Consider the following 19,482-nt stretch of genomic DNA (forward strand, 5'->3'; position numbering starts at 1 on the left):
TACCCCCCCCCCCCGACCACGCCCCCAACCCGCCGGGGGCCGGGCCCCGCCCGGGGGGCCCCGGCCCTCTGGCCTGCGGTGGCGGTGGGATTTGAACCCACGGAGGCTTTCACCTCACACGCTTTCGAGGCGTGCTCCTTCGGCCGCTCGGACACGCCACCGCCGAGAACAATACAAGACCGGCGGGCGTCGACCCAACAGGGGGTGGTCGAACGGATCTGGGCTGGTCACAGGTCCGCGAAGAACGACTCCATCAGGGCGGCGCAGCGCTCGGCCAGGACGCCGCCGACGACTTCCGGGCGGTGGTTGAGGCGGCGGTCGCGCACCACGTCCCACAGGGAGCCGACGGCGCCGGTCCGGGGTTCCCAGCAGCCGAAGACCACCCGGTCCACGCGGGCCAGGACCAGTGCGCCCGCGCACATCGTGCACGGCTCCACGGTCACGGCCAGGGTGCAGCCGGTGAGGCGCCAGCCGTCGCCGTAGGCCGCGGCGGCGGCGCGGAGGGCCAGGACCTCGGCGTGCGCGGTCGGGTCGCCCAGGGCTTCGCGGGCGTTGCAGGCACGTGCCAGTTCGGCGCCGTCCGGCCCGTAGACGACCGCGCCGATCGGGATGTCGCCGGTCCCGGGCGCCTCGGCGGCGACCTCCAGGGCGGCTTCGACCATCGCCTCGTCGGACGCCTGGCTGATCACGCGATCACGCCTGGAGGCTGTCCAGCAGCTTGGTGAACTCGTCGCCGAACCCGCAGCGCTGCGCGACCATCTGCAGCTGCTCGTCCGGGTACAGGTCGACCTCGTCGACGATCACCTGCATCTCGTGCTCCGGCATGCCGAGGTCGGCGAGCACGGCGAGGTCGCCCTCGGGCCAGAGCTCGTCGTCCTCCTCGTCCGGCGGGTCGACCCGGAGCAGGTCGAGGACGTCGGCGGCGATGTCGTAGTCGAGCGCGGCCGCGGCGTCGGACAGCAGGAGAGAGACCCCACCCGGCACCGGGCGCAGGACGATGAAGAACTCGTCGTCCACCGCCAGCAGCCCGAAGACGGCACCCGTCGAGCGCAGTTGGCGCAGTTCCGTGATCGCCGCGTCGAGTTCGGACAGCGCGGAGCTGTCCATCTTGCTGCACCGCCAGCGGCCGTCTTCACGGACGACCGCGACAGCGAAGCCGTTGACCGGCTCCTGGTGTGCCATGTGCACACCGTAGGGCCACACCTCGGCACCCGGTAGCACGGGGGCCTCGGCCGCGGGCACGGGGGGCCGAGCGATGCCACTATCGAGGGATGAGCACAACTCTGCCGAACGCCAGGCCCACCGCCCCCGAGCCCCGGTTCACCGGGCTGGTGGAAGCGGCCCGAGCCCTCCAGCCCAGGACAGTGGCGTTGCGACGGCAGGTGCACCGGCACCCGGAGCAGGGGTTGGACCTGCCCGCGACCCAGGCCGCGATCCAGCACTCGCTGTCCGGCCTGCCGCTCGAGGTGACCACCGGCAGGTCCAGCAGCTCGGTCACCGCGGTGCTGCGCGGCGGCAAGCCGGGACCGACCGTCCTGCTGCGCGGCGACATGGACGCGCTGCCGTTGCAGGAGGAGACGGGCCTGGCGTACGCCTCGGAGATCGACGGCTCCATGCACGCCTGCGGCCACGACACGCACGTCGCCATGCTCGCCTCCGCCGCACGCCTGCTCTCCTCACGCCGCGAGGCGCTGGCCGGTCAGGTCGTGTTCATGTTCCAGCCAGGCGAGGAGGGCCAGCACGGCGCGCGGCACATGCTCGACGAGGGCGTGCTCGACGCCGCGGGCACACCGGTGGAGAAAGCGTTCGCCCTGCACATCACCTCCACGCTCCAGTCGGGCGTCGTCGTCAGCCGCCCCGGGCCGACGATGGCCTCGGCGGACACCTTCCACATCACGGTCAAGGGCCGCGGCGGGCACGGCGGCATGCCGCACGACGCGATCGACCCGGTGCCGCCCGCCGCCGCCATGGTGGGCGCGCTGCAGACGATGGTCGCCAGGCGGGTCAGCGTGCACCACCCGGCCGTGGTCACCATCGGCCACATCACCGCGGGCACGACGACCAACATCATCCCGGAGACCGCCCTGGTCGAGGGCACCATCCGGACGCTCTCGGAGGACACCAGGGCGCTGGTGCACCGCGAGCTCCAGCAAGTCGTCACGCACGTGGCCGCCGCGCACGGCTGCACGGCCGAGGTCGAGATCGTCCCCGGCTACCCGGTCACGGTGAACGACGACGCGGTCGGCCCGCACGTCATCGACATCACCACGGCGGCCCTCGGCTCGCGCTGGGCCTCCTACATGGACGACCCGCTGATGGGCGCCGAGGACTTCTCGTACGTGCTGCAACGGGTGCCGGGCGCGATCGCCTTCCTGGGCGCCTGCCCGCGCGGGGTCGAGCTGGACCGGGCGGAGCCGAACCACTCGAACCGGGTGCTCTTCGACGAAGCGGCCATGGAGCACGGAGTCGTCGTCTACACCGCGTTCGCGCTGGACGCCCTGCGGTAAGGAACCCCAAGGCCGGGCGGTCGGCGGGAGGAAGTCCTGCGGGAGGCCGAAGCCGGGTGTGCGGCGGGGTCGGGGCTGTGGTGTTCACGGCCTCGACCTTGCCGTCGGGCGCGGGGTGGTGCGAGGGGCGATCGCCGATCTGTGGACAACTCCTGTCCTGTGGACAAATAGGGGTTGCCCGTCCGCGCCGGCAGGATGAGCGCCGTGCGAAGCGTCTGCGTGGTCGGGCTCGGGTTGATCGGTGGTTCGGTGTTGCGCGCGGCAGCCGCCGCGGGGTGCGTGACCTGGGGCGCGACCGCTTCGACAGCCGACGCGGAGGCGGCCCGGCAGGACGGCTACGACGTGGTCGACCTCGCCGGCGCACTCGACCGCGCGCGTCTGCACGACGCGCTCGTCGTCGTGGCGGTTCCGCTGCCGGCTGTGGAAGAAGTGCTCCGCGCCCTTCCCGAGGGCGTCCGGCTCACCGACGTGGTCAGCGTCAAGGGCCCGGTCGCCGACCTGGTCCGCCGGGTCGCGCCGCACGCCCGGTACGTCGGCGGCCATCCCATGGCAGGCACCTCCTCCTCCGGCTGGTCCGCGGGCCGCGCCGACCTCTTCCACGACGCCGCCTGGGTCGTCACCGCCGAGGACGACACCGACCCGGACGTCCTCACCGACGTCATGGAGCTGGCCTTCGCGGCGGAAGCGCACGTCGTGCCCACCACCGCCCTGGAGCACGACGCCGCGGTGGCCCGCATCTCCCACCTGCCCCACCTGCTCGCCGCCGTGCTGGCCAGCGTCGGCGCGGACGGCGGGCCGCTCGCGCTCTCCCTGGCCGCGGGCTCGTTCGGCGACGGCACGCGCGTCGCGGGCAGCCGACCCGAACTCGTCCGCGCCATGTGCGAGGGCAACCGCGGCGCGCTGCTCGACGCCGTGGACGACGCGCTGGGCCGGCTCGGCGCGGCCCGCGGCTCGCTCGCCTCGACCGGCGGCCTGGCCAAGACCATCGACGCCGGTCACGCCGCACGCGTGGCGTTGCAGAACCAGACCACGCGCACCGACCTGACCATCGACCTCACCGCGCCCGACGCCCTGCGCGACCTGCGCGACCTGGGGTCACGAGGAGGCCGGGTCGTTGCGCTGAACGGCACAACCGCGCTCGCACGCACCCCATAAGGTGCACCGGTGGAGCGTCGCAGGCTCATCGCCGTCCTAGGGGGTCTCGCGCTCCTCGGCGGCGCGGTGGTGGTGCTGCGCAACGAATCCGCTCCCCCTCCCCCACAGGCCTTCGAACGGTTCCTGGACGAGGCGGTCGAGTACGTCCCCGACACCCAACGCCTCGCCACGCCCACCGACCTGGTGCTGACCGCGTTGGACCGCACGAGCCTGCGCGCCGGCTGGACGGCCACCGACGGCATCGGCCACGGCGGCTTCGAGGTGCGCTGGAACGGCCGGACCCGCCTGGTCCGCGGCACCGAGACCGAGCTGACCGACCTCGACGCCAACGCCGACGTCACCGTCGAGGTGCGCGCGCTGGACGCGATGGGCAACCGCTCCGCCCCCGCCACCGCGAAGGCCGTGCCGAGGCTCGCGCACGACGACACGTGGCTCGACGGCCTGATGACGCCCCTCGACCTGTTCGACGGCCCGGAAGCGCTCAACCCGCGCCGGTGGCGGGTCTTCGACCGCGGCAACACCGACTGCCTGTGCCTCCGCCCGCTCAACGGCAAGCGGCTGGAGATCGACTGCGACCGCGTCGACCTCCAGTCCAACGTGCCGCTGCGGTTCGGCACGCCCGCGGCGGACGGCGCGGTGGCCAGGGTCTCGCTCACCACCGACGGCCCGATCGGCTACCGGCCGGACCACAGCGCGGTGCTGATCGCCCTGCTGCCCGAGCCGGTGCACGACCTCGGCCACCTGGACGAACCGTTCCCGCCGGGCGCCCTGGTCCTGCGCATCACGCCGTTCGGCGCGCAGTTCGACCTGGGTCACGACGGGCCGCCCGGCGAAACGTTCGGCACGTACCCGCCGCCGACGTCGGGCGTCCGCCACCGCTGGGAGCTGCGCGTGCTGGCGGGTTCCGTCGTGGCGTTGCGCGACGGGGTCGAGGTGGCGTCCGCGCCCGTCCAGCTGCCGTGGACGTCCGCCCGGGTGCGCCTGGCGTTCCGGCAGGCGCAGGGCACCCACCTGGACACCTTCGGCATCGGTGGCGTGCCTGGCACCCCCGCGCCGGGGTCCGTGGCGCCGCTCGGCCCGAACGCCAAGGACGACAGCGGGGTGTCGATGGGCAACGTGGCCAACTCCCAGCTGGCCGGCGCGTCCTCGGTGCGCGTGGTCGCGTCCGTGGTGTCCGAACGCACCGCGCCGATCACCGTGGAGTTCGGCACGCGGTCCGCGCCCGCGGTGTTCATGCCTCCGGACCTCGGCCTCGACCCGTCCCGCCCGTCCGTCGTCTACGCCGACTTCCCGCTGCCGTCGCCGGACTCGAACCCGAAGGTCGGGCTGCGCTCCGACGGCGGTCTCACCGCCTACCACGCGCACCTCGTCATCGCCGACGGTCAGGACGCGCGCCACCCGCCGCCCCGGCTCGTCAGCCGCCCGCTGCCCGACCCGCTGGTGCCCCCACCCGCGGTTTCGGTGGTGCACGAGTCCGTGAACGACTCGTCGTTCCACCTCTTCCCGCACGAGGGCAAGGTGCGGCTGACCGTCGAGCTCGCCGACACCCGGGCGCGCGAGGTCGCCGCCGTCAAGGGCGTGGAGGTCGACCTGGACGGCGAGCGGATCGCCGTCCTGCCGACGAACGGCTCGGCCGGCGGGCGGCACGAGTTCCTGATCGAGCTCGCCGGGCTGGCCGGCGGTCGGCACGAGCTGGACGTGCGGGTACTCCCGGTGGACGAACGGCGGGGCGTGCAGTCGTACGAGCAGACGTTCGAGATCCGGCCGCTCTAGGCCCATCTTGGTATCGGGTGCGCAACGACCCGGTGACGGCGGTCACCACGCGACCTAGCTTGACTCAATGGAACGTCGTCGGATCGCCCTCGTCACCGCCGGTGTGGTGCTGTTCGCCGGGGTGATCACGGTGTTGCGGACCGAGGGCGTCGGCGAACCCGTCGCCGGGACGAGCGCGTCCGCGCCGCCGCCCACGTCGCTGGAGCCGTACGCCGCCGAGGGCGTGCTGGCGCCGACGGCCGGTCCGCCGCCGGAGTCGCCCCGCGAGGTGCGCGTGACCTCCGGGCCTCGTCGGTTGCAGCTGCGGTGGGACGGTGACGCGCCCGGTTACGAGGTGCGGTGGGGCGAGGTCGGCCGACTCGACCGCACCAGGCTGATCACAGAGCGCGTGACCCAGCTCGACGGGCTCGAGGACGAGCGGATGTACGAGGTCGCGGTGTCCGCCGTGGACGCGTTCGGGCAGCGCTCCTCGCCCGCGAGGTCCACCGGGACGCCGCACGCGAGCCCGGCGGGCGACTACGCCTTGGAGGACCGGTTCGACCAGCCGGACGCGCCCGACCCGACCCGGTGGCGGCTGGCGTCGCGCGGCAACTGCGCGCGCGCCACACCCGGTCAACACGACGACGGGCGGCGGCTGGTGCTCGGCAACAACTGCGCGGCGGCTCCGGCGACGCTCCGGTCGCGCACGCCGTTCGTGCTGCGGGACGCCGACGAGCTCGGCCGGTTCGTGGTGGAGACCGACGCGCCCGGCGGTGACGGCGAGCTGGTGCTCGACCTCGTGCCGGGGCCGGTGTCGCTGGTCAGCGGTGACGCGCTGCCGCCGGACGCGGTGCGGCTGCGGGTGGCGACGAGCGCCGGCACGACGTCCGTGCAGGTGCTCGTGCCCGCCGGGACGCCGACCGAGGCGGTGCGGGCGGTGCCCGCGTTGGAGACCGGGCTCAGCCACCGGTGGGAGCTGGTGCTGCGGCGTGACGGCGCGCGGGTGCTGCTCGACGGTGACCTGGTCGCGACCAGCCCGGCGGTGCCCGCGTGGCGCGAGGCGACGGCGCTGGTGTCCGTGGCGGGGCCGACCGGGCAGCGCGCGGCGATCAGCCTGATCGCGTTCGACGCGGCCGAGGCCACCGCGCCGCCGTGGGTGCCGGGGCCCGACGTCGAGGTGGCGGTGGCGGCCGAGGCGGCGGTGGTGGAGTCGCGGGCGTTGCCCGGGGTGACGGGCGGGCAGCTGCGGATGGCGTTGCTGCACACCGACGCGTCGCCGCAAGCGCCGTCGTTCAGCGTGTCGGCGGGCGGGGTGGTGGTGCCGGCGCGGCCCGCGGCGGCCGGTGCGCCGTGGCGGGCCGGTGTGGCGTACCCGCTGGTGGCGGACCTGCCGGCGGAGGCGTTGCGGGTCGGGTCGTCGGGGAAGCTCGCGGTCACGCTGGTGACCGGGCTGCGGGTGCAGGCGACGCACGTGGACCTGGAGCTGAGCGGGTCGTCCTCGGGCACGCCGCCGAGCACGGCGAAGGCGCCGGTGATCGCGCGGGTGCCGGAGCTGCCGCGGGTCAACGGCACGGTGCTCGACGCGAGCGGCCAGACCGTGCCGGAGGGCGCGGCGGTGCAGCCCGGGCGGATGGTGTTCGACCTCGTGCTGGAGGGGCGGACCGGCGTGCTGCTGGCGGGGCTGGCCGGGTTCAGCGTGCGGGTGGACGACGACCGGGTGGCCGTCGTGCCGACCGCGTCCGGCGGGCCCGGCATCGCCGGGCGGTACCGGTTCGCGCTGAACACCAGCGGCATGTCGTCCGGGCCGCACCTGATCGAGGTCCGGCTGTTCGGCACGTCCGGTGAGACCCGTCCCACCTCGGCTTACATCCCGTTCTTCGTCGGCCGGTGAGAGGATGGGGCGCATGTCGCGCCCCCTCATCCTCGACGCCGCCCGCACCCCGTTCGGCCGCTACCGCGGTGGGCTGTCCGGCGTGCGCGTGGACGACTTGGCCGCGCTGCCGATCGTGGAGCTGCTGAGGCGGCACCCCTCGTTGGACCCCGCGTCGATCGACGACGTGCTGCTGGGCAACACCAACGGCGCGGGCGAGGAGAACCGGAACGTCGGGCGGATGGCGGCGTTGCTGGCGGGGTTGCCGACCTCGGTGCCGGGGGTGGCGATCAACCGGCTCTGTGCGTCGGGCGGTGAGGCGATCGTGCAGGCGGCGCGGGCGTTGGCGCTCGGTGACGCGTCGCTGCTCGTCGCCGGTGGCGTGGAGGGGATGACGCGGGCGCCGTTCGTCGTGCCGCGGCCGGACAAGCCGTTCGCCGACCGGTTGGAGTCGGTGTCGACGGCGCTCGGGTGGCGGCTGGTGAACCCGCGGATGAAGGCCGAGTGGACCGTGCCGCTGGGGCGTGCGGCGGAGGACGTCGCGGTGTCGTTGGGCATCACGCGGGAGCAGATGGACCTGTTCGCGCTGCGGTCGCACCGGCGGGCGTCGGCGGCTTGGGACGCCGGGGTGCACGACGGGTTCGCGTTCCCCGTGCAGCTGCGGGACGGGGCGCCCGTGCGGCGGGACGAGTCCGTGCGGCCGGAGACGTCGGCGGACAAGCTGGGGAAGCTGAAGTCGGCGTTCTCGGAGAGCGGGCCGGTGACGGCGGGCAACTCCTCGCCGTTGAACGACGGCGCGGCGGCGGTGCTGATGGGGTCGGAGGAGGTGGCGACCTCGTTGGGGATCACGCCGCTGGGTGAGTTCCTCGGCTCGGCCGTGACCGCGGAGGACCCGCAGCGGTTCACCCTGGCGCCGGTGTCGGCGATCCGGAAGCTGCTGGGGCGGTTGAAGATCGAGTCGTCGCAGGTCGACCTGTGGGAGATCAACGAGGCGTTCGCGGCGATGGCGCTGTCGGTGCTGCACCACCTGCCGGAGGTCGAGCGGGAGAAGGTCAACGTGCACGGCGGTGCGATCGCGTACGGCCACCCGCTGGGTGCCTCGTTCCCGCGCGTGGTCGTGGACCTGTGCCGGCACCTGCGGGCACGCGGCGGCGGCCTGGGCGTGGCGGCGGCGTGCGTGGGCGTCGGCCAGGGCATGGCGATCGCGGTCCGGGTGTGAAGATCGCCTGATCGAGCGACAGCGCCGCCGTCGACGGCTTGCTAAGCTTGGCCACAGCCGAGGTCGCTCGACCGAGGAAGTGAGCCCTGGTAGGCCCGTCGGACGGCGGGAGCCAGGGCTTCGCGCTTTTCACCGCACTTGTTCGCGTCGGGTGACGACACCGATGTCGACCACCGCTTCCACGAGCGGTGCGACGCGCTTGCGCCACTCGCCCCCGGCACCGTGGCACCAGGCGATCGCATCGGGCACCCACAACGCCGGGTCGCCGTGCGAGCCCAGGTGCTCGTACAAGATCGAGTCGTCCGGCACCCCGCACTCCCGCAGCGAACGGGTGATGACGCGGCGGTCGACGCGGTCCTCCACCGGACCACGCCCGTCGAGCACCAGTCGCGTGACGCGTTCTTCGACCAGGTCGACCACCAACCTCGCCAGGCACCTCTGCCGGACGGCCTCCGACGGCCCCCGGCCCAGGTAGATGCGGCTGCGGAAACCGGCGTCGACCAACCGCCCGATGACGTCCTTGCGGACGGTGTCGCTCTCGCTCTTGAAGTGCAGCCTGCGCTCGCCGGCCACGCGGAGCCGTCGCATCAGCGTCCGGACCCCCGGGAGCTGGCGCGTCTCCACGAACGCGGCGACGAGCAGGTAGCTGGATCGACGGGACTCGTCGACGAAGACGTGGGTGTGCACCCAACAATCGTTGCGCGCTCGCACGAAGCGCAAACGATTGCTCGCCCGATCTGATGATCGAACGCCCGGCTGGGGCGGTGCCCCGGCCTCGCTCAGATCCGGTAGGCGATGCGGGGGTAGTCGACGACGAGGCCGGTCCGGTCGACGGTGATGTCCTGTTCGAACTCGCCGTGGGTGAAGGAGACGACCGCCCGGTCCTCGCCGATCGAGACCGTGCGGTAGCGCTGGTGGACCAGTTGGACCGACAGGTCGGGCAGGGTCACGTAGACGACCGGGATCTCGTGCTCGCCCTCCTCCAGCTGGAGGTTGAGGCGGCGGATCGGGATGGCGTTGAACAGGACCGCGAACTGCACGTCCACGTCCACCGCGCCGTCGAAGTCCGCCCGCTCCGCGCCCTGGCCGGAGTCGACCAGCCAGACGCCCTCCGGCGAGCGGCTCACGGAGATCTGCCGCTCCTCCGACACCGTCGCCGTCCGCAGCAGCAGCCGCTTCACGGCGCCGGTCTCGCCGACCGACACCTCGAACGACCCGCTGAACTGCTCGGCCGGACCGGCGGTGACCAACCTGCCCGAGGCGCGGAGCTTGCGCTCCGAGAGCAGGAACCGGACCTGCTCCAGCCTGGGCACGTCGTAGCCCTGCCAGGTGACCATCTGCGCGGCTGCGGAACGGGTGCTCTCCCCGGACGGGTTCGCCCGCTCAGCCGTGTTGAACGAGTTCACTCTCCACCCGGAAGGACGTCCTTGGCCTGCTCGGCCGCCGATGTGACCTGCTCGTCGAAGTTCATCGTGCTCCTTCGCACTCCTGACGCAGGCTACCTGAATCGACGCCACGCCCCCAGCGGCAACCGCCCCCGGACGCCGGAACGGCCCCCTGGGAGTCCCAGAGGGCCGTTCCGAGCGATCAGGATCAGGCAGTGCGCTTGCGACGCAGGAACAGCAGCGCCCCGGCGCCCGCGCCCAGCAGGCCGATGCCGATCAGCAGCGGCACGAAGATGGACGCACCGGTGTCGGCCAGGTCGTCGTCACTGCCGCCGCCGGCCGGGACCGTGGTGCTGGTGACCGGCGCCTCGGTCGTGGTGGTGGTCGTCGGCGCGGTGGTGGTGGTCGCCTCGGTCGTCGTGGTCACGACGGTGCCCTCGACCCACTTCGCCTTCGCCTTCGCCTTGACCGGGAAGACCTCGGACTTGGCGATGATCAGCGACTGCGTCTTCTGGTTGCGGTCGCTCGACACGAACAGCCGGCCGCTGCGCAGCTTGGCGCTGGCCGTGACGGTGAACTCGACCTCGCCGGGCTCGACGCCCTCGTCGACCTTCACCCACACCTCGGCGACGTTCGACGCCGCCGCGACGCCGATGGCGTCCGGGTCCGCGATGGGCAGCGGGTTGCCGTCGGCGTCGACGACGGTGACGCCCTCGGGCAGGTCGGCGGTCAGCACGGCCTCGGTCGCCGTCGTGGAGACGACGAACGGGCCGATCTTCTCGCCCGCCTTGCCGGTCAGCTCGCCCGGCTCGATGGACAGGGTCGGCTTGGGCTCGGCCAGGTCCACGGCCTTGGTGGTGAGGTACTCGTAGACCTTGTAGACGAGTCCGTCCACAGTGCCGCCGTGGACGTCCTCGTTCTCCGTGGTGGAGTCGTCCTCACGCAGGTCCACGCCGTCGCTGAAGTGCCACACGGCCGCCTGGGTCGCGGCGATCAGGATGCTGCGCTTGTTCTTCGGGTCCAGCCCGTACAGCTCGTAGGCGTCCTCCACCTCGAGCGCCGGGTAGCTGTTCTGCAGCACCCAGTTGATCTTGGCGGCGTTCTCCTTGAACTTGGTGTCCGGGTTGGGGTGCTCGCCCCACGGCACCTCGACCAGCGGCTTGCCGTCCTGCAGCGGGGTCGGCAGCTCGACGCAGTACGCCTTGGCGGTCTGCGAGTCGTTGCCCTCCTGCAGGCGCAGGCCGAGGAGGCTGGCGTTGAACGCCTGGATGCCCGGCTTGTCCTTGTCGTTGTCCAGGACCTGGCCGTCACGCTCCAGGTAGACGCCCATGCCGGACTCGTTCGCGCCGTCGTAGGGCTCGACCTTCGGCTTGTCGGCGGCCGCGGGGAGGGCCGACATCAGCACGAGGCCGGCGCCGAGGATCGCAGCGCCGAAGCGCTTCACAGTCGACCGGGATGCCATTTGTCTCCTTGAGGCTCGCGAGGGTAGCCCGTTGGTGTGGTTCAAGGCGGCGGTCCGTGTCGTCCGGGGAGCAACTTGGCAGAGCGCTCCGACACCGAAACGACAGGAATGAGCCGAACAGTAGCCGATCGCCTTCGTCCGCTCGAGGATGGGTGACACCGGCCGTAGGACCGCCTACCAGCAGCGGAGATCGAGGTCGTCCATCCACAGTGGATGATCCACCGTAATCGACGGACCGTCGACCGTCGATCACCGGGGGCCTGTTTCGACGGACCGCGAACCGGGCGCGGAACCCCGAAGCCGCGCGTTCCCGCAGCTCAGACGGTCCACAGTGGATTGCACGTAATAGCCGCCGACCCGGTTTCGACGCCACACCGTTGCCAAACGGTGATCTAGGCCACCAGGGCGGACGGCGTGACCGGCCGGATGTCGCCGACCCGCAACGACGTGCCCGGCAGGCACAGGTCGCGCGCCGTCGGCGGCCGGCCGCTCAGCATCCACTTCACCAGCGACGCCAGCTGGTAGGAGATCAGCGGCGGCACGGCGTCGCCCAGGTGCCGGTAGGCGTTGCCGATCACCGACACGTCGAACCGGAACCGGCGCGGGAAGCCCTGGAGCAGCGCCATCTCCCGCACCGTGCACAACCGGTGCTGCTCGGGGTGCGCGTACCGCCCGTTGCCGACGTGCCCGCACTCCCGCTTGATCGTGCGCGCCGGTTCGTCCCACCACAGCCGGCCGTAGACGTCCGGGTGCGAACCCCACTTGCCCTCTTCGATGATCTTGCGCTGGGCCGGGTTCAGCAGCTGCTCCGCGGGCGAGCCGACCAGGTCTCCCCACGACCCGCCGTCGGCCGGGATGGCCCGCATCCGGTCGAGCGACCGGTCGCGGCGGAACGACGGCGACACGTGCATCCCGTCCTCGGGGTGCGCCTCGCCCGCCTCCACCGGCGGCAGCTTGCCGATCGCCCGCCGCACGGTCACCGCACCGGGCCGGACCTCCCAGCCCTGCCACAGGTCCTCCAGCGTGCGCAGCGGCACGCCGGCGTCCACCGCCACCACCATCGCCCGCTCGCGCAGCTGCGGCAGCCCGAAGCGCGACAGCATGTGCGTGCTCGCGTCCACTTCGTACCCGAGCTCCAGCAGCTGCTCGGCCAACCCGTCCAGGTGGTGCCGCTGCTTGCCCTTCACCAGCTCGCGCGCGTTCTCCAGCACCAGAACCCGCGGCCGGAACTCGGCCACGTACGCCGCGACCCGGCCCACCAGCGAGTTGCGCGGGTCGTCACGCAGGTGGTTGGCCGGCGCGATCCGGGTGAAGCCCGAGCACGGCGGGCACGCCACCAGCACGTCCAGCTCGCCCCGCGCGAGGTTCCACACCTGCCGCAGCACGGCCGGGTCGAGCCGGCCCAGGTCGACCTGCAGCGGGTCGACGCCGATGTTGTCCCGGTAGATCCCGTTGCAGCGCAACGAGCCCAGCCGGGACGACGGCTTGCCGATCTGCGCGTCGGCCGCGCCGACGATGGTGAAGTCCCGGTGCGCTTGGAAGCCGAGGCTCATGCCACCGGCGCCGGAGAACAGGTCGACGACTTTGAAGGTGGGTCCGCGCACCGCGTGATCGTACGGTGGGGACACCACCCTCAGGCGAGTGATCCCGCCGGTACCGATCCCGATGATCGCGTACGTTGCGCGCCATGGAGCTCCCACCTGCGTGGCAACGGCCGGACCCGTTGCGTGGACTGGAGGACATGCCCTGGTCGGTGCTCGCCCACGGGGCGGGCGTGGACGACCTGATGCGCCGCGTGGTGCACGGTGAGCGCGTGACGCGCGAGGCCGCCTGCCAGGCACTCGCCGACCGGCTGCTCGTCGACGACACGGTGTCCGAGGCGAGCGTGTGGGCCGTGCCCTTCCTGGTCGAGATGGGCGCGAGCTACCGGGTGCCCGCGGACAGCCGCGATCGGGTGATTTTCCTGCTGGCCGCGATGGCGTTGGCGAGCGCGGGTTTCACCGACGACGGCAAGCGCACGCGCCGCCGCTGGAACGCGCTCGGGCGCGAGCTGCCCCGTCGGCCACCGGACTGGATCACGCAGACGCGGTACGAGGTGGCCAAGGGCGCGCCGAAGGTGTTCGAGGCGCTGGCGGGCGCGGAGGTGGCCTGCTCCATGGCGCTGGCGATCGCGGTGCCCGAGGCCGTGCCGCGGCACGTGGTGGCCGTGGCCGAGGCCCTGTCCTCCGCCGACCGCTCGCCGCGGCTGCTCGCGCTGGCGGCCCGGGTCGCGCTGCACCTCGTGAGCGACACGCCGATCACGCCGACGCTGCTGCGCGGCACCGCGCAGTGCAACCAGGACCTGCTGCGCGCCTTCCGGGACAAGGCCTACCCGGCCAACCAGCCGCCGCACGTGACCTTGCAGCTGATGGGCTACCGGTACGCCTTCCTCGCCGCGTACGAGCACACGCCCCACGGCGAGCACCGTCCGGACGACGGCGAGGAAGGCCCGACGATCACGCGGTGACGGCGGTCGGCTCCACGACCGCGGCGGCCTCGGCCTCGACGTCGGCGACCGGCACCGCCGGCTCCAGCGGGCCGAGACCCGTGCCCCACTCCTGGTCGGCCAGGGCGAACGCGGCCACGGTCAGCGCCACCACCGGACGGGCCGGCGGCAGCTGGTCGGCGTAGAAGTCCAGCTCCAGCCGCGCGCCGAGCGGTGACGGGCGCAGGCGCAGCACGCCGTGCGGCGTCTCCTCGGGGTGCGCGAACCGGCACGACCACTCGGTGAACACGATCGCGCGTTCCACCACCTCGGTCGGGTGAACCGCGCGGACGTTCGCGCCGACCGAGCCGTGCCGGTAGTCGTCCGCGGCGGAGACCAGCAGCTCCTCGAACTCGATGGACGACACCCCGAGGTCGTGCCCGGCCACCAGCGCGACCTGCACCAGCGACAGCGGCAGCTGCGGCAGGGCGTCCTCGAAGCACACCATCGCGCCGCCGTAGCGGGTGTTGATCTCGGTGGGCAGGAAGCCGTCGGCGGTGGCGATGCCGTCGAGGGTGAACGTGCCGCGGTAGTCGACCGACTCGCGCAGCCGCTCGCCGACCCGGCGGGCCAGGTTGCGCATCTCCTCGCGGATCCACGCGGGCGGGTCGTAGTAGGACGCGCAGCCCGCGTACAGGAACCGGGCCTGGCCCGCGCGGCGCGGCACGACCATCTCGATCGGCCGCAGCACGGCGGTGCCGTCGGGGAACACGATCCCGTGCACGCTCACCGGGATGCCCTCCAGGAACGGCATGACCCGGACGAACTCGCACTTGGCCGCGAGCACGTCGAACGCGTCGCGCGCCTCCTGCCGGTCGCGGACGCGGCGGACGAAGTTCGCGCCGCCGTTGATCGCCGGGCCGTCGCCGGACCAGACGACGCCCGCGCCGCGGTCCAGGTCCCGGGTGGCCTCCCACAGGCCCTCGAAGTCGAGGCCGAGCACGACGGCGGGCGCGCGTGGCGCGGACAGCTCGTCCCATAGGCCGTCGATCGTCGTCTTGTTCTCCAGCTCGACCCACTCGGGGCGGCGGGCGTTGAGCACGGGACGGCCCGCGAACTCCGGCGTGTGCGCGTACGGCGTGCTGATCACCAGCGCCTCGCCGCGCGGGTCGAAGTCCTCCAGCACCGCGCGGACCTTGCGGCCGGGCGCGGTGAGGAGCTTGGTGAGCCGGTTCTGCTCGACCGCGACGAAGCCGCCCGCGATGCCGAGCGGCACCCAGCGGGCCACGTCCGAGTCGTGCAGCGGCGCGTGGTCGTCCGTCGACAGCACGAGCGTATGGCGGGCGCCGAGCTGGTGGAGCTCGCCGACGCGACTACTCAACCGAGTGCCGCCCGCGAGCACGACCAACCGGTCGCCGAACAGGGTGCCGAGGCGCGCTTGAAGCGCGGAAAGGACGTCATCCATCGCCGAGAACTCGCTTTATGAGAAGCAGACGAGACAGCCGGCGAGCGCCGGTGCCACGCACTGTAGAGGCAGGCGACGGGATCGGCCCAGCACGGTCCGGCAACGGCCGATGAAACTTGCCGATGGGATCAGGGGCGGTTGCGCGAGATCATCGAGCGGCGTCGCGAAGTACCTGGTCAACCCGGTTCAGGAAGGCACGCGGACCCCGGGCCTTGGGGAACGGGAGCAGCAGGCCCAGCAGCGTGTCGTCCACCGACGGAGGCGCGGCGGCCACGATCGCGGCGGCGGTCTGGAGGAACCGCTGCCGCTTGGCCTCGTGCGCGGCGTGCTCGGCGAGAACGCCCTCGATGCTCGTGCGCAGGACTGGATGCGGGTAACTCACTTGGGTTGTATCGGCCCCACCTGTCCCGACCTTTAGGGTGAATTTGCACCGAGTTCGAAGAGGTGGACGACGCGCCGGACGTGCTGGGATGTCGCCATGCGCGTGGTGGTCACCGGGTCGACCGGGTACGTCGGACGGGTGGTGTCGGCGGAGTTGTCCGCCGCGGGTCACACCCCCATCCCCTTTTCGGGTGATGTCCGGGTCGGGTCCGTCGACGGGCCGGTCGACGCGGTCGTGCACCTGGCGGGGCTCGGTCGGGTGCGCGAGTCGTTCGCCGATCCCGTGCGGTACTACGACGTGAACGTGGGCGGCACGGTGAACCTGCTGCGCTCGCCGCCGCCGCGGTTCGTGCTGGCGTCCACGGCCGGCGTGTACGGGTCGGGCGGCGTCGCGACGATCGACGAGTCCTGCCCGCGTGCGCCGGGCAGTCCTTATGCGGCTTCCAAGGCCGCCGCCGAGGACGTGCTGGCGTGGGCCGCCGCGGCCGGTCGGGTGCGCGGGGTGGCGCTGCGGCTGTTCAACGTGGCCGGGGACGGGGACGTCGACGACACGCGCCTGATCACCAGGGCGTGCGGGGTGGCGGCCGGGCGGCTGCCGTCGATGGAGGTGTTCGGGGACGGGTCGGCGGTGCGGGACTTCGTGCACGTGCGCGACGTGGCGCGGGCGTTCGTGACGGCGGTGGAGCGCGCCGGGGAGGGGTACGCGGCGCTCAACGTGGGCGCGACGCCGGCGAGCGTGGCGGACGTGCTGGCGTCGGTGGCCCGGGTGACCGGTCGGGAGGTGGCGGTCGTGCGGCGGCCCGCGCACCCCGGCGAGGCGCCCGTGCTGCGCGCGGACACGACGAGGCTGCGCGCGTTGGGCTGGGCGCCGACCTGCTCGGACCTGGACACCGTGGTCCGCGACCAGTGGGCCGCCGAACGCCGGCCGGGCAGGACCGAAGGGCTGCGCGAGCGTCCCCGCCAAGGGGAACCCTTGCAGTGATTCTACCGACGGGGTCCGACAATTCCGGTGGGCGACAGCGCGGCGGTCGGCGGTGCGGCGGTGCGGCAACCCCGCCGCGGGACAACCGCGACGCGTCGACAACCTCGGCGGTCGGCCTGGCGTCCAACGATCGGGGGTCACGCGCGCCGGCGGGGTAGTGGTACCCGTTCCAGGTCGGCGGCCACCACGATGTCGCCGTCGAACACCTCCGCCGCCTCGTCGTGGAACAGCCGGGGATCGGTGTAGCGCTGCGAGAAGTGCGTGAGGACGAGCTTGCGCACGCCGCACTCGGTCGCGACCCGCGCCGCCTGGCGGGCGGTGAGGTGGCCGTGCTCGACCGCCAGCGCCTCGTCCCCGTGCAGGAACGTCGACTCGATGACCAGCATGTCCGCGCCGTCGGCGAGCTCGAACACCCCGTCGCACAGCCGGGTGTCCATCACGAAGGCGAACCGCTGGCCCCGGCGCGGCACGCTCACCTCGTCCAGCAGCGGCGGCCGGAGGTCGCGGATCGCGCGGCCCCGGATGCCGCGCTCGGCCAGCCGTTCGGGGATCATCGTGCGGCCGTCCGGCTCGACCAGGCGGTAGCCGTACGCGGGCAGCGTGTGGTCCAGCCGCCGCGCTTCCAGCCGGCCGAACGGTCCCTCGGCGAGCGAGCCCGGCTCGGTGACCGGCTGCGCGCGGACGTCCGCCACGTCGTGGAACGAGCTGGCGTGCCGCAGCCGTTCGAAGTACTCCGAACCCTCCGCCGGGAAGTGCGCGTGCACGGTGTGCGCCACCCGGTCCAGCGACATGCGCTGCACCACGCCCGGCACGCCGAGGCAGTGGTCGCCGTGGAAGTGGGTGATGAAGAGCCTGGTGACGTCGGTGGCCGCGACGCCCGCCCGCGCCATCTGCCGCTGCGTGCCCTCGCCCGGGTCGAACAGGAAGCCCTCGGCGTCCCAGCGCAGCAGGTAGCCGTTGTGGTTGCGGGTGCGGGTCGGCACCTGGCTCGCGGTGCCGAGCACGACCAGCTCTCGTGGTGACACATGGCAGAGTCTGCGGCATGGAGAGCTTGCAGGCGGTCTCGTCGTGGCCGGTGGACACCGCGGCGACGGCCGTGGTCGACGTGCGGGGCGAGGTGCTGGGCGCGCACGGGCCGGTCGACCGCCGGTTCCCGCTGGCGTCGGTGACCAAGCTGCTGACGTCGTACGCGGTGCTGGTGGCGGTGGAGGAGGGCGCGGTCGAGTGGGACCAGCCGGCCGGGCCCGAAGGGTCGACGGTGCGGCACCTGATCGCGCACACGTCCGGGTTGGCGTTCGACTCGGCCGACGTCCAGGCCGCGCCGGGGACCAGGCGGATCTACTCCAACACGGGGTTCGGGGTGCTCGCGGACTTCGTGGCGGAGGCGACCGGGATCCCGTTCGAGCGGTACCTGGCGGAGGCGGTGTTCGAGCCGCTCGGCATGGCGTCGTCCGCGCTGGACGGCTCGGCGGGCGCGGGCGGCACGTCCACGGTGTCCGACCTGGTCCGGTTCGCGGCGGAGGTGCAGGCGCCGAAGCTGGTGTCGGCCGAGCAGGTGGCGGAGGCGACGACGGTGGCGTTCCCGGGGCTGCGCGGTGTGCTGCCGGGCTTCGGCTCGCAGAAGGAGAACGACTGGGGGCTCGGGTTCGAGATCCGGGCCGGGAAGTCGCCCCACTGGACCGGCACGGCCAGCTCGCCGCGGACGTTCGGGCACTTCGGGCAGAGCGGCACGTTCCTGTGGGTCGACCCGGACGCCGGGGTGGCGTGCGTGGCGCTGACCGACCGCGACTTCGGCGAGTGGGCCGCGGCGGCGTGGCCCGCGTTCACCGACGGGGTGCTGGCGGAGCTGGGTCGAGCACGCGGCTGACGTTCACCAGCTCGCGGACGGTGGTGAAGCCGAGGGCCTCGTTCACGCGGATCATGTGGGTGTTGGGCGCGCCGGTGCCGGTGTGGATCCGCTCGAAGTCGGGCCGGTCGGCGAGCAACCGCCGGTAGAGGTGGGTCTTGACCGCGACGCCGAGACCGCGGCCCCGGTGCTCGGCGCGGACGGCGGTGTCGCGCTGGTTGCCCCAGGTCGGTCGGTGCGGGGCGACGTGCAGCTCGGTCATCCCGGCGACCTCACCGGTCCCCTCGTGCACCGCCACCGCGACCCGCTGCTCGACGCCCTGCTCGCGCAGCTGTGCCTCGTCGGCGCGCACCTGCTCGACCGTCCACGCCCGCGGCTGGTAGCTCGTGTCGCCGAGCGGCGCGTCGTGGATCGCCCGGCGGGCGCGGGCGTAGGAGTCGACCAGGTCCGCAGGCGTGGCACCGGTCCAGTGCACTAGGCGGTAGCCGGCGGGCGCGGCGAAGTCCCAGCGGGCGCGGTCGACCTCGGCCACCACGAGGGTCTGCATCACGGTCGCGTGCGTGACGCGGAACCCGAGGGCGGTTGCCCACTTCTCGCCCACGCCGCCCTTGGGCAGCTGGAAGCCCTCGATCACGGTGCGGTGGCCGTCGCGGACGTCCTCGCGCACGGCGTCCAGCACGGCGGTGCCGACGCCGCGCCTGCGGTGATCGGGGTGGACCGTCAGGTCGACGAGCACGAGGTGGGCGTTCTCGTGCTCCGGCAGGCAGGCGAACGCGACGCCGACGACTTCCCCACCCGCGCGGGCAAGCCAGTGCCGAACGGGGCCGAACTCGGGGTTCGGCCTGCGCAACCCGCCGATCACGGCTTCCCGCGTGATCGACGGGACGTGCGGCTTGTCCACGGGTTGCGCGTCCGACAGCACGCGGTGATAGGCGTCGAAGTCGGCGTCGGTGGCCAGTACCGGGTCGAACGGGTGCACTTCGATGGTCATGTC

18 protein-coding genes and 1 tRNA gene are annotated in these 19,482 nt (G+C 73.0%); 8 read left to right on the top strand and 11 right to left on the bottom strand.

Annotated features, from left to right (window positions below; genetic code table 11):
• Positions 1-76: 76 nt before the first annotated feature.
• The 3 genes from LNK82_RS28580 to LNK82_RS28590 form a co-directional block, all read right to left on the bottom strand.
• A tRNA-Ser gene (locus LNK82_RS28580) sits at positions 77-161 on the bottom strand.
• 66 nt (positions 162-227) lie between these two features.
• The gene (locus LNK82_RS28585; protein ID WP_230570133.1) at positions 228-662 is read right to left on the bottom strand and encodes a nucleoside deaminase; all 435 of its coding nucleotides are present in this window, start codon (positions 660-662) and stop codon (positions 228-230) included.
• Between the two features lie 31 nt (positions 663-693).
• Complete coding sequence (locus LNK82_RS28590; RefSeq protein ID WP_230570096.1) at positions 694-1,182, bottom strand: tRNA adenosine deaminase-associated protein; 489 nt, start codon at positions 1,180-1,182, stop codon at positions 694-696.
• Between the two features lie 89 nt (positions 1,183-1,271).
• On the opposite strand from LNK82_RS28590, the gene LNK82_RS28595 reads away from it, so the two are divergent.
• From LNK82_RS28595 to LNK82_RS28615, 5 genes are all read left to right on the top strand, one after another.
• Positions 1,272-2,507 carry a M20 metallopeptidase family protein gene (locus LNK82_RS28595; RefSeq protein WP_230570097.1) on the top strand — a complete coding sequence of 412 codons (1,236 nt, stop codon included), beginning with the start codon at positions 1,272-1,274 and terminating at the stop codon, positions 2,505-2,507.
• 204 nt (positions 2,508-2,711) lie between these two features.
• Complete coding sequence (locus LNK82_RS28600; protein WP_230570098.1) at positions 2,712-3,662, top strand: prephenate dehydrogenase; 951 nt, start codon at positions 2,712-2,714, stop codon at positions 3,660-3,662.
• Positions 3,663-3,671: 9 nt separating this feature from the next.
• Entirely contained in the window at positions 3,672-5,435 is a 1,764-nt protein-coding gene (locus tag LNK82_RS28605; protein WP_230570099.1) for a fibronectin type III domain-containing protein, read from the top strand.
• Between the two features lie 67 nt (positions 5,436-5,502).
• On the top strand, positions 5,503-7,305 hold the full coding sequence (locus LNK82_RS28610; RefSeq protein ID WP_230570100.1) for a fibronectin type III domain-containing protein: 1,803 nt from the start codon (positions 5,503-5,505) through the stop codon (positions 7,303-7,305).
• A gap of 13 nt (positions 7,306-7,318) precedes the next feature.
• On the top strand, positions 7,319-8,503 hold the full coding sequence (locus LNK82_RS28615; RefSeq protein ID WP_230570101.1) for a thiolase family protein: 1,185 nt from the start codon (positions 7,319-7,321) through the stop codon (positions 8,501-8,503).
• A 129-nt stretch (positions 8,504-8,632) separates the two neighbouring features.
• Here the strand turns inward: LNK82_RS28615 and LNK82_RS28620 are convergent, their stop codons facing one another.
• The 4 genes from LNK82_RS28620 to LNK82_RS28635 all read right to left on the bottom strand — a co-directional run bounded on the left by LNK82_RS28620 (position 8,633) and on the right by LNK82_RS28635 (position 12,954).
• Positions 8,633-9,190 (bottom strand): hypothetical protein, encoded by a 558-nt coding sequence (locus tag LNK82_RS28620; RefSeq protein WP_230570102.1) that lies wholly within the window; start codon positions 9,188-9,190, stop codon positions 8,633-8,635.
• A gap of 92 nt (positions 9,191-9,282) precedes the next feature.
• On the bottom strand, positions 9,283-9,909 hold the full coding sequence (locus LNK82_RS28625) for a putative glycolipid-binding domain-containing protein (RefSeq protein WP_230570103.1): 627 nt from the start codon (positions 9,907-9,909) through the stop codon (positions 9,283-9,285).
• Between the two features lie 187 nt (positions 9,910-10,096).
• Positions 10,097-11,350, bottom strand: coding sequence for a thioester domain-containing protein (locus LNK82_RS28630; RefSeq protein ID WP_230570104.1), 1,254 nt, complete (start codon positions 11,348-11,350; stop codon positions 10,097-10,099).
• 392 nt (positions 11,351-11,742) lie between these two features.
• Entirely contained in the window at positions 11,743-12,954 is a 1,212-nt protein-coding gene (locus tag LNK82_RS28635; RefSeq protein ID WP_230570105.1) for a DNA cytosine methyltransferase, read from the bottom strand.
• 83 nt (positions 12,955-13,037) lie between these two features.
• Here LNK82_RS28635 and LNK82_RS28640 point away from each other — a divergent pair, with 83 nt between their 5' ends.
• Positions 13,038-13,856: a hypothetical protein gene (locus LNK82_RS28640; protein ID WP_230570106.1), complete on the top strand. Its 819-nt coding sequence runs from the start codon at positions 13,038-13,040 to the stop codon at positions 13,854-13,856.
• Here the strand turns inward: LNK82_RS28640 and LNK82_RS28645 are convergent.
• Positions 13,846-15,279, bottom strand: a complete 1,434-nt coding sequence (locus LNK82_RS28645) for an ATP-grasp domain-containing protein (protein ID WP_230570107.1) — start codon at positions 15,277-15,279, stop codon at positions 13,846-13,848. The two genes, LNK82_RS28640 and LNK82_RS28645, sit on opposite strands and share 11 nt — an antisense overlap.
• Positions 15,280-15,427: 148 nt before the next feature.
• On the bottom strand, positions 15,428-15,661 hold the full coding sequence (locus tag LNK82_RS28650; RefSeq protein WP_230570108.1) for a hypothetical protein: 234 nt from the start codon (positions 15,659-15,661) through the stop codon (positions 15,428-15,430).
• A 96-nt stretch (positions 15,662-15,757) separates the two neighbouring features.
• Here LNK82_RS28650 and LNK82_RS28655 point away from each other — a divergent pair, with 96 nt between their 5' ends.
• Complete coding sequence (locus LNK82_RS28655; protein ID WP_230570109.1) at positions 15,758-16,642, top strand: NAD-dependent epimerase/dehydratase family protein; 885 nt, start codon at positions 15,758-15,760, stop codon at positions 16,640-16,642.
• Between the two features lie 137 nt (positions 16,643-16,779).
• On the opposite strand, the gene LNK82_RS28660 is transcribed toward LNK82_RS28655, so the two are convergent.
• Positions 16,780-17,667 (bottom strand): ribonuclease Z, encoded by an 888-nt coding sequence (locus LNK82_RS28660; protein WP_230570110.1) that lies wholly within the window; start codon positions 17,665-17,667, stop codon positions 16,780-16,782.
• A 17-nt stretch (positions 17,668-17,684) separates the two neighbouring features.
• Between LNK82_RS28660 and LNK82_RS28665 the strand changes: the two genes are divergently transcribed.
• Positions 17,685-18,509 carry a serine hydrolase domain-containing protein gene (locus LNK82_RS28665; RefSeq protein ID WP_230570111.1) on the top strand — a complete coding sequence of 275 codons (825 nt, stop codon included), beginning with the start codon at positions 17,685-17,687 and terminating at the stop codon, positions 18,507-18,509.
• On the opposite strand, the gene LNK82_RS28670 is transcribed toward LNK82_RS28665, so the two are convergent.
• Positions 18,466-19,479 carry a GNAT family N-acetyltransferase gene (locus LNK82_RS28670; RefSeq protein ID WP_230570112.1) on the bottom strand — a complete coding sequence of 338 codons (1,014 nt, stop codon included), beginning with the start codon at positions 19,477-19,479 and terminating at the stop codon, positions 18,466-18,468. The two genes, LNK82_RS28665 and LNK82_RS28670, sit on opposite strands and share 44 nt — an antisense overlap.
• Positions 19,480-19,482 lie beyond the last annotated feature (3 nt).

The sequence above is a fragment of the Saccharothrix luteola genome, assembly GCF_020859565.1.
GTDB classification, from domain to species: domain Bacteria; phylum Actinomycetota; class Actinomycetes; order Mycobacteriales; family Pseudonocardiaceae; genus Actinosynnema; species Actinosynnema luteola.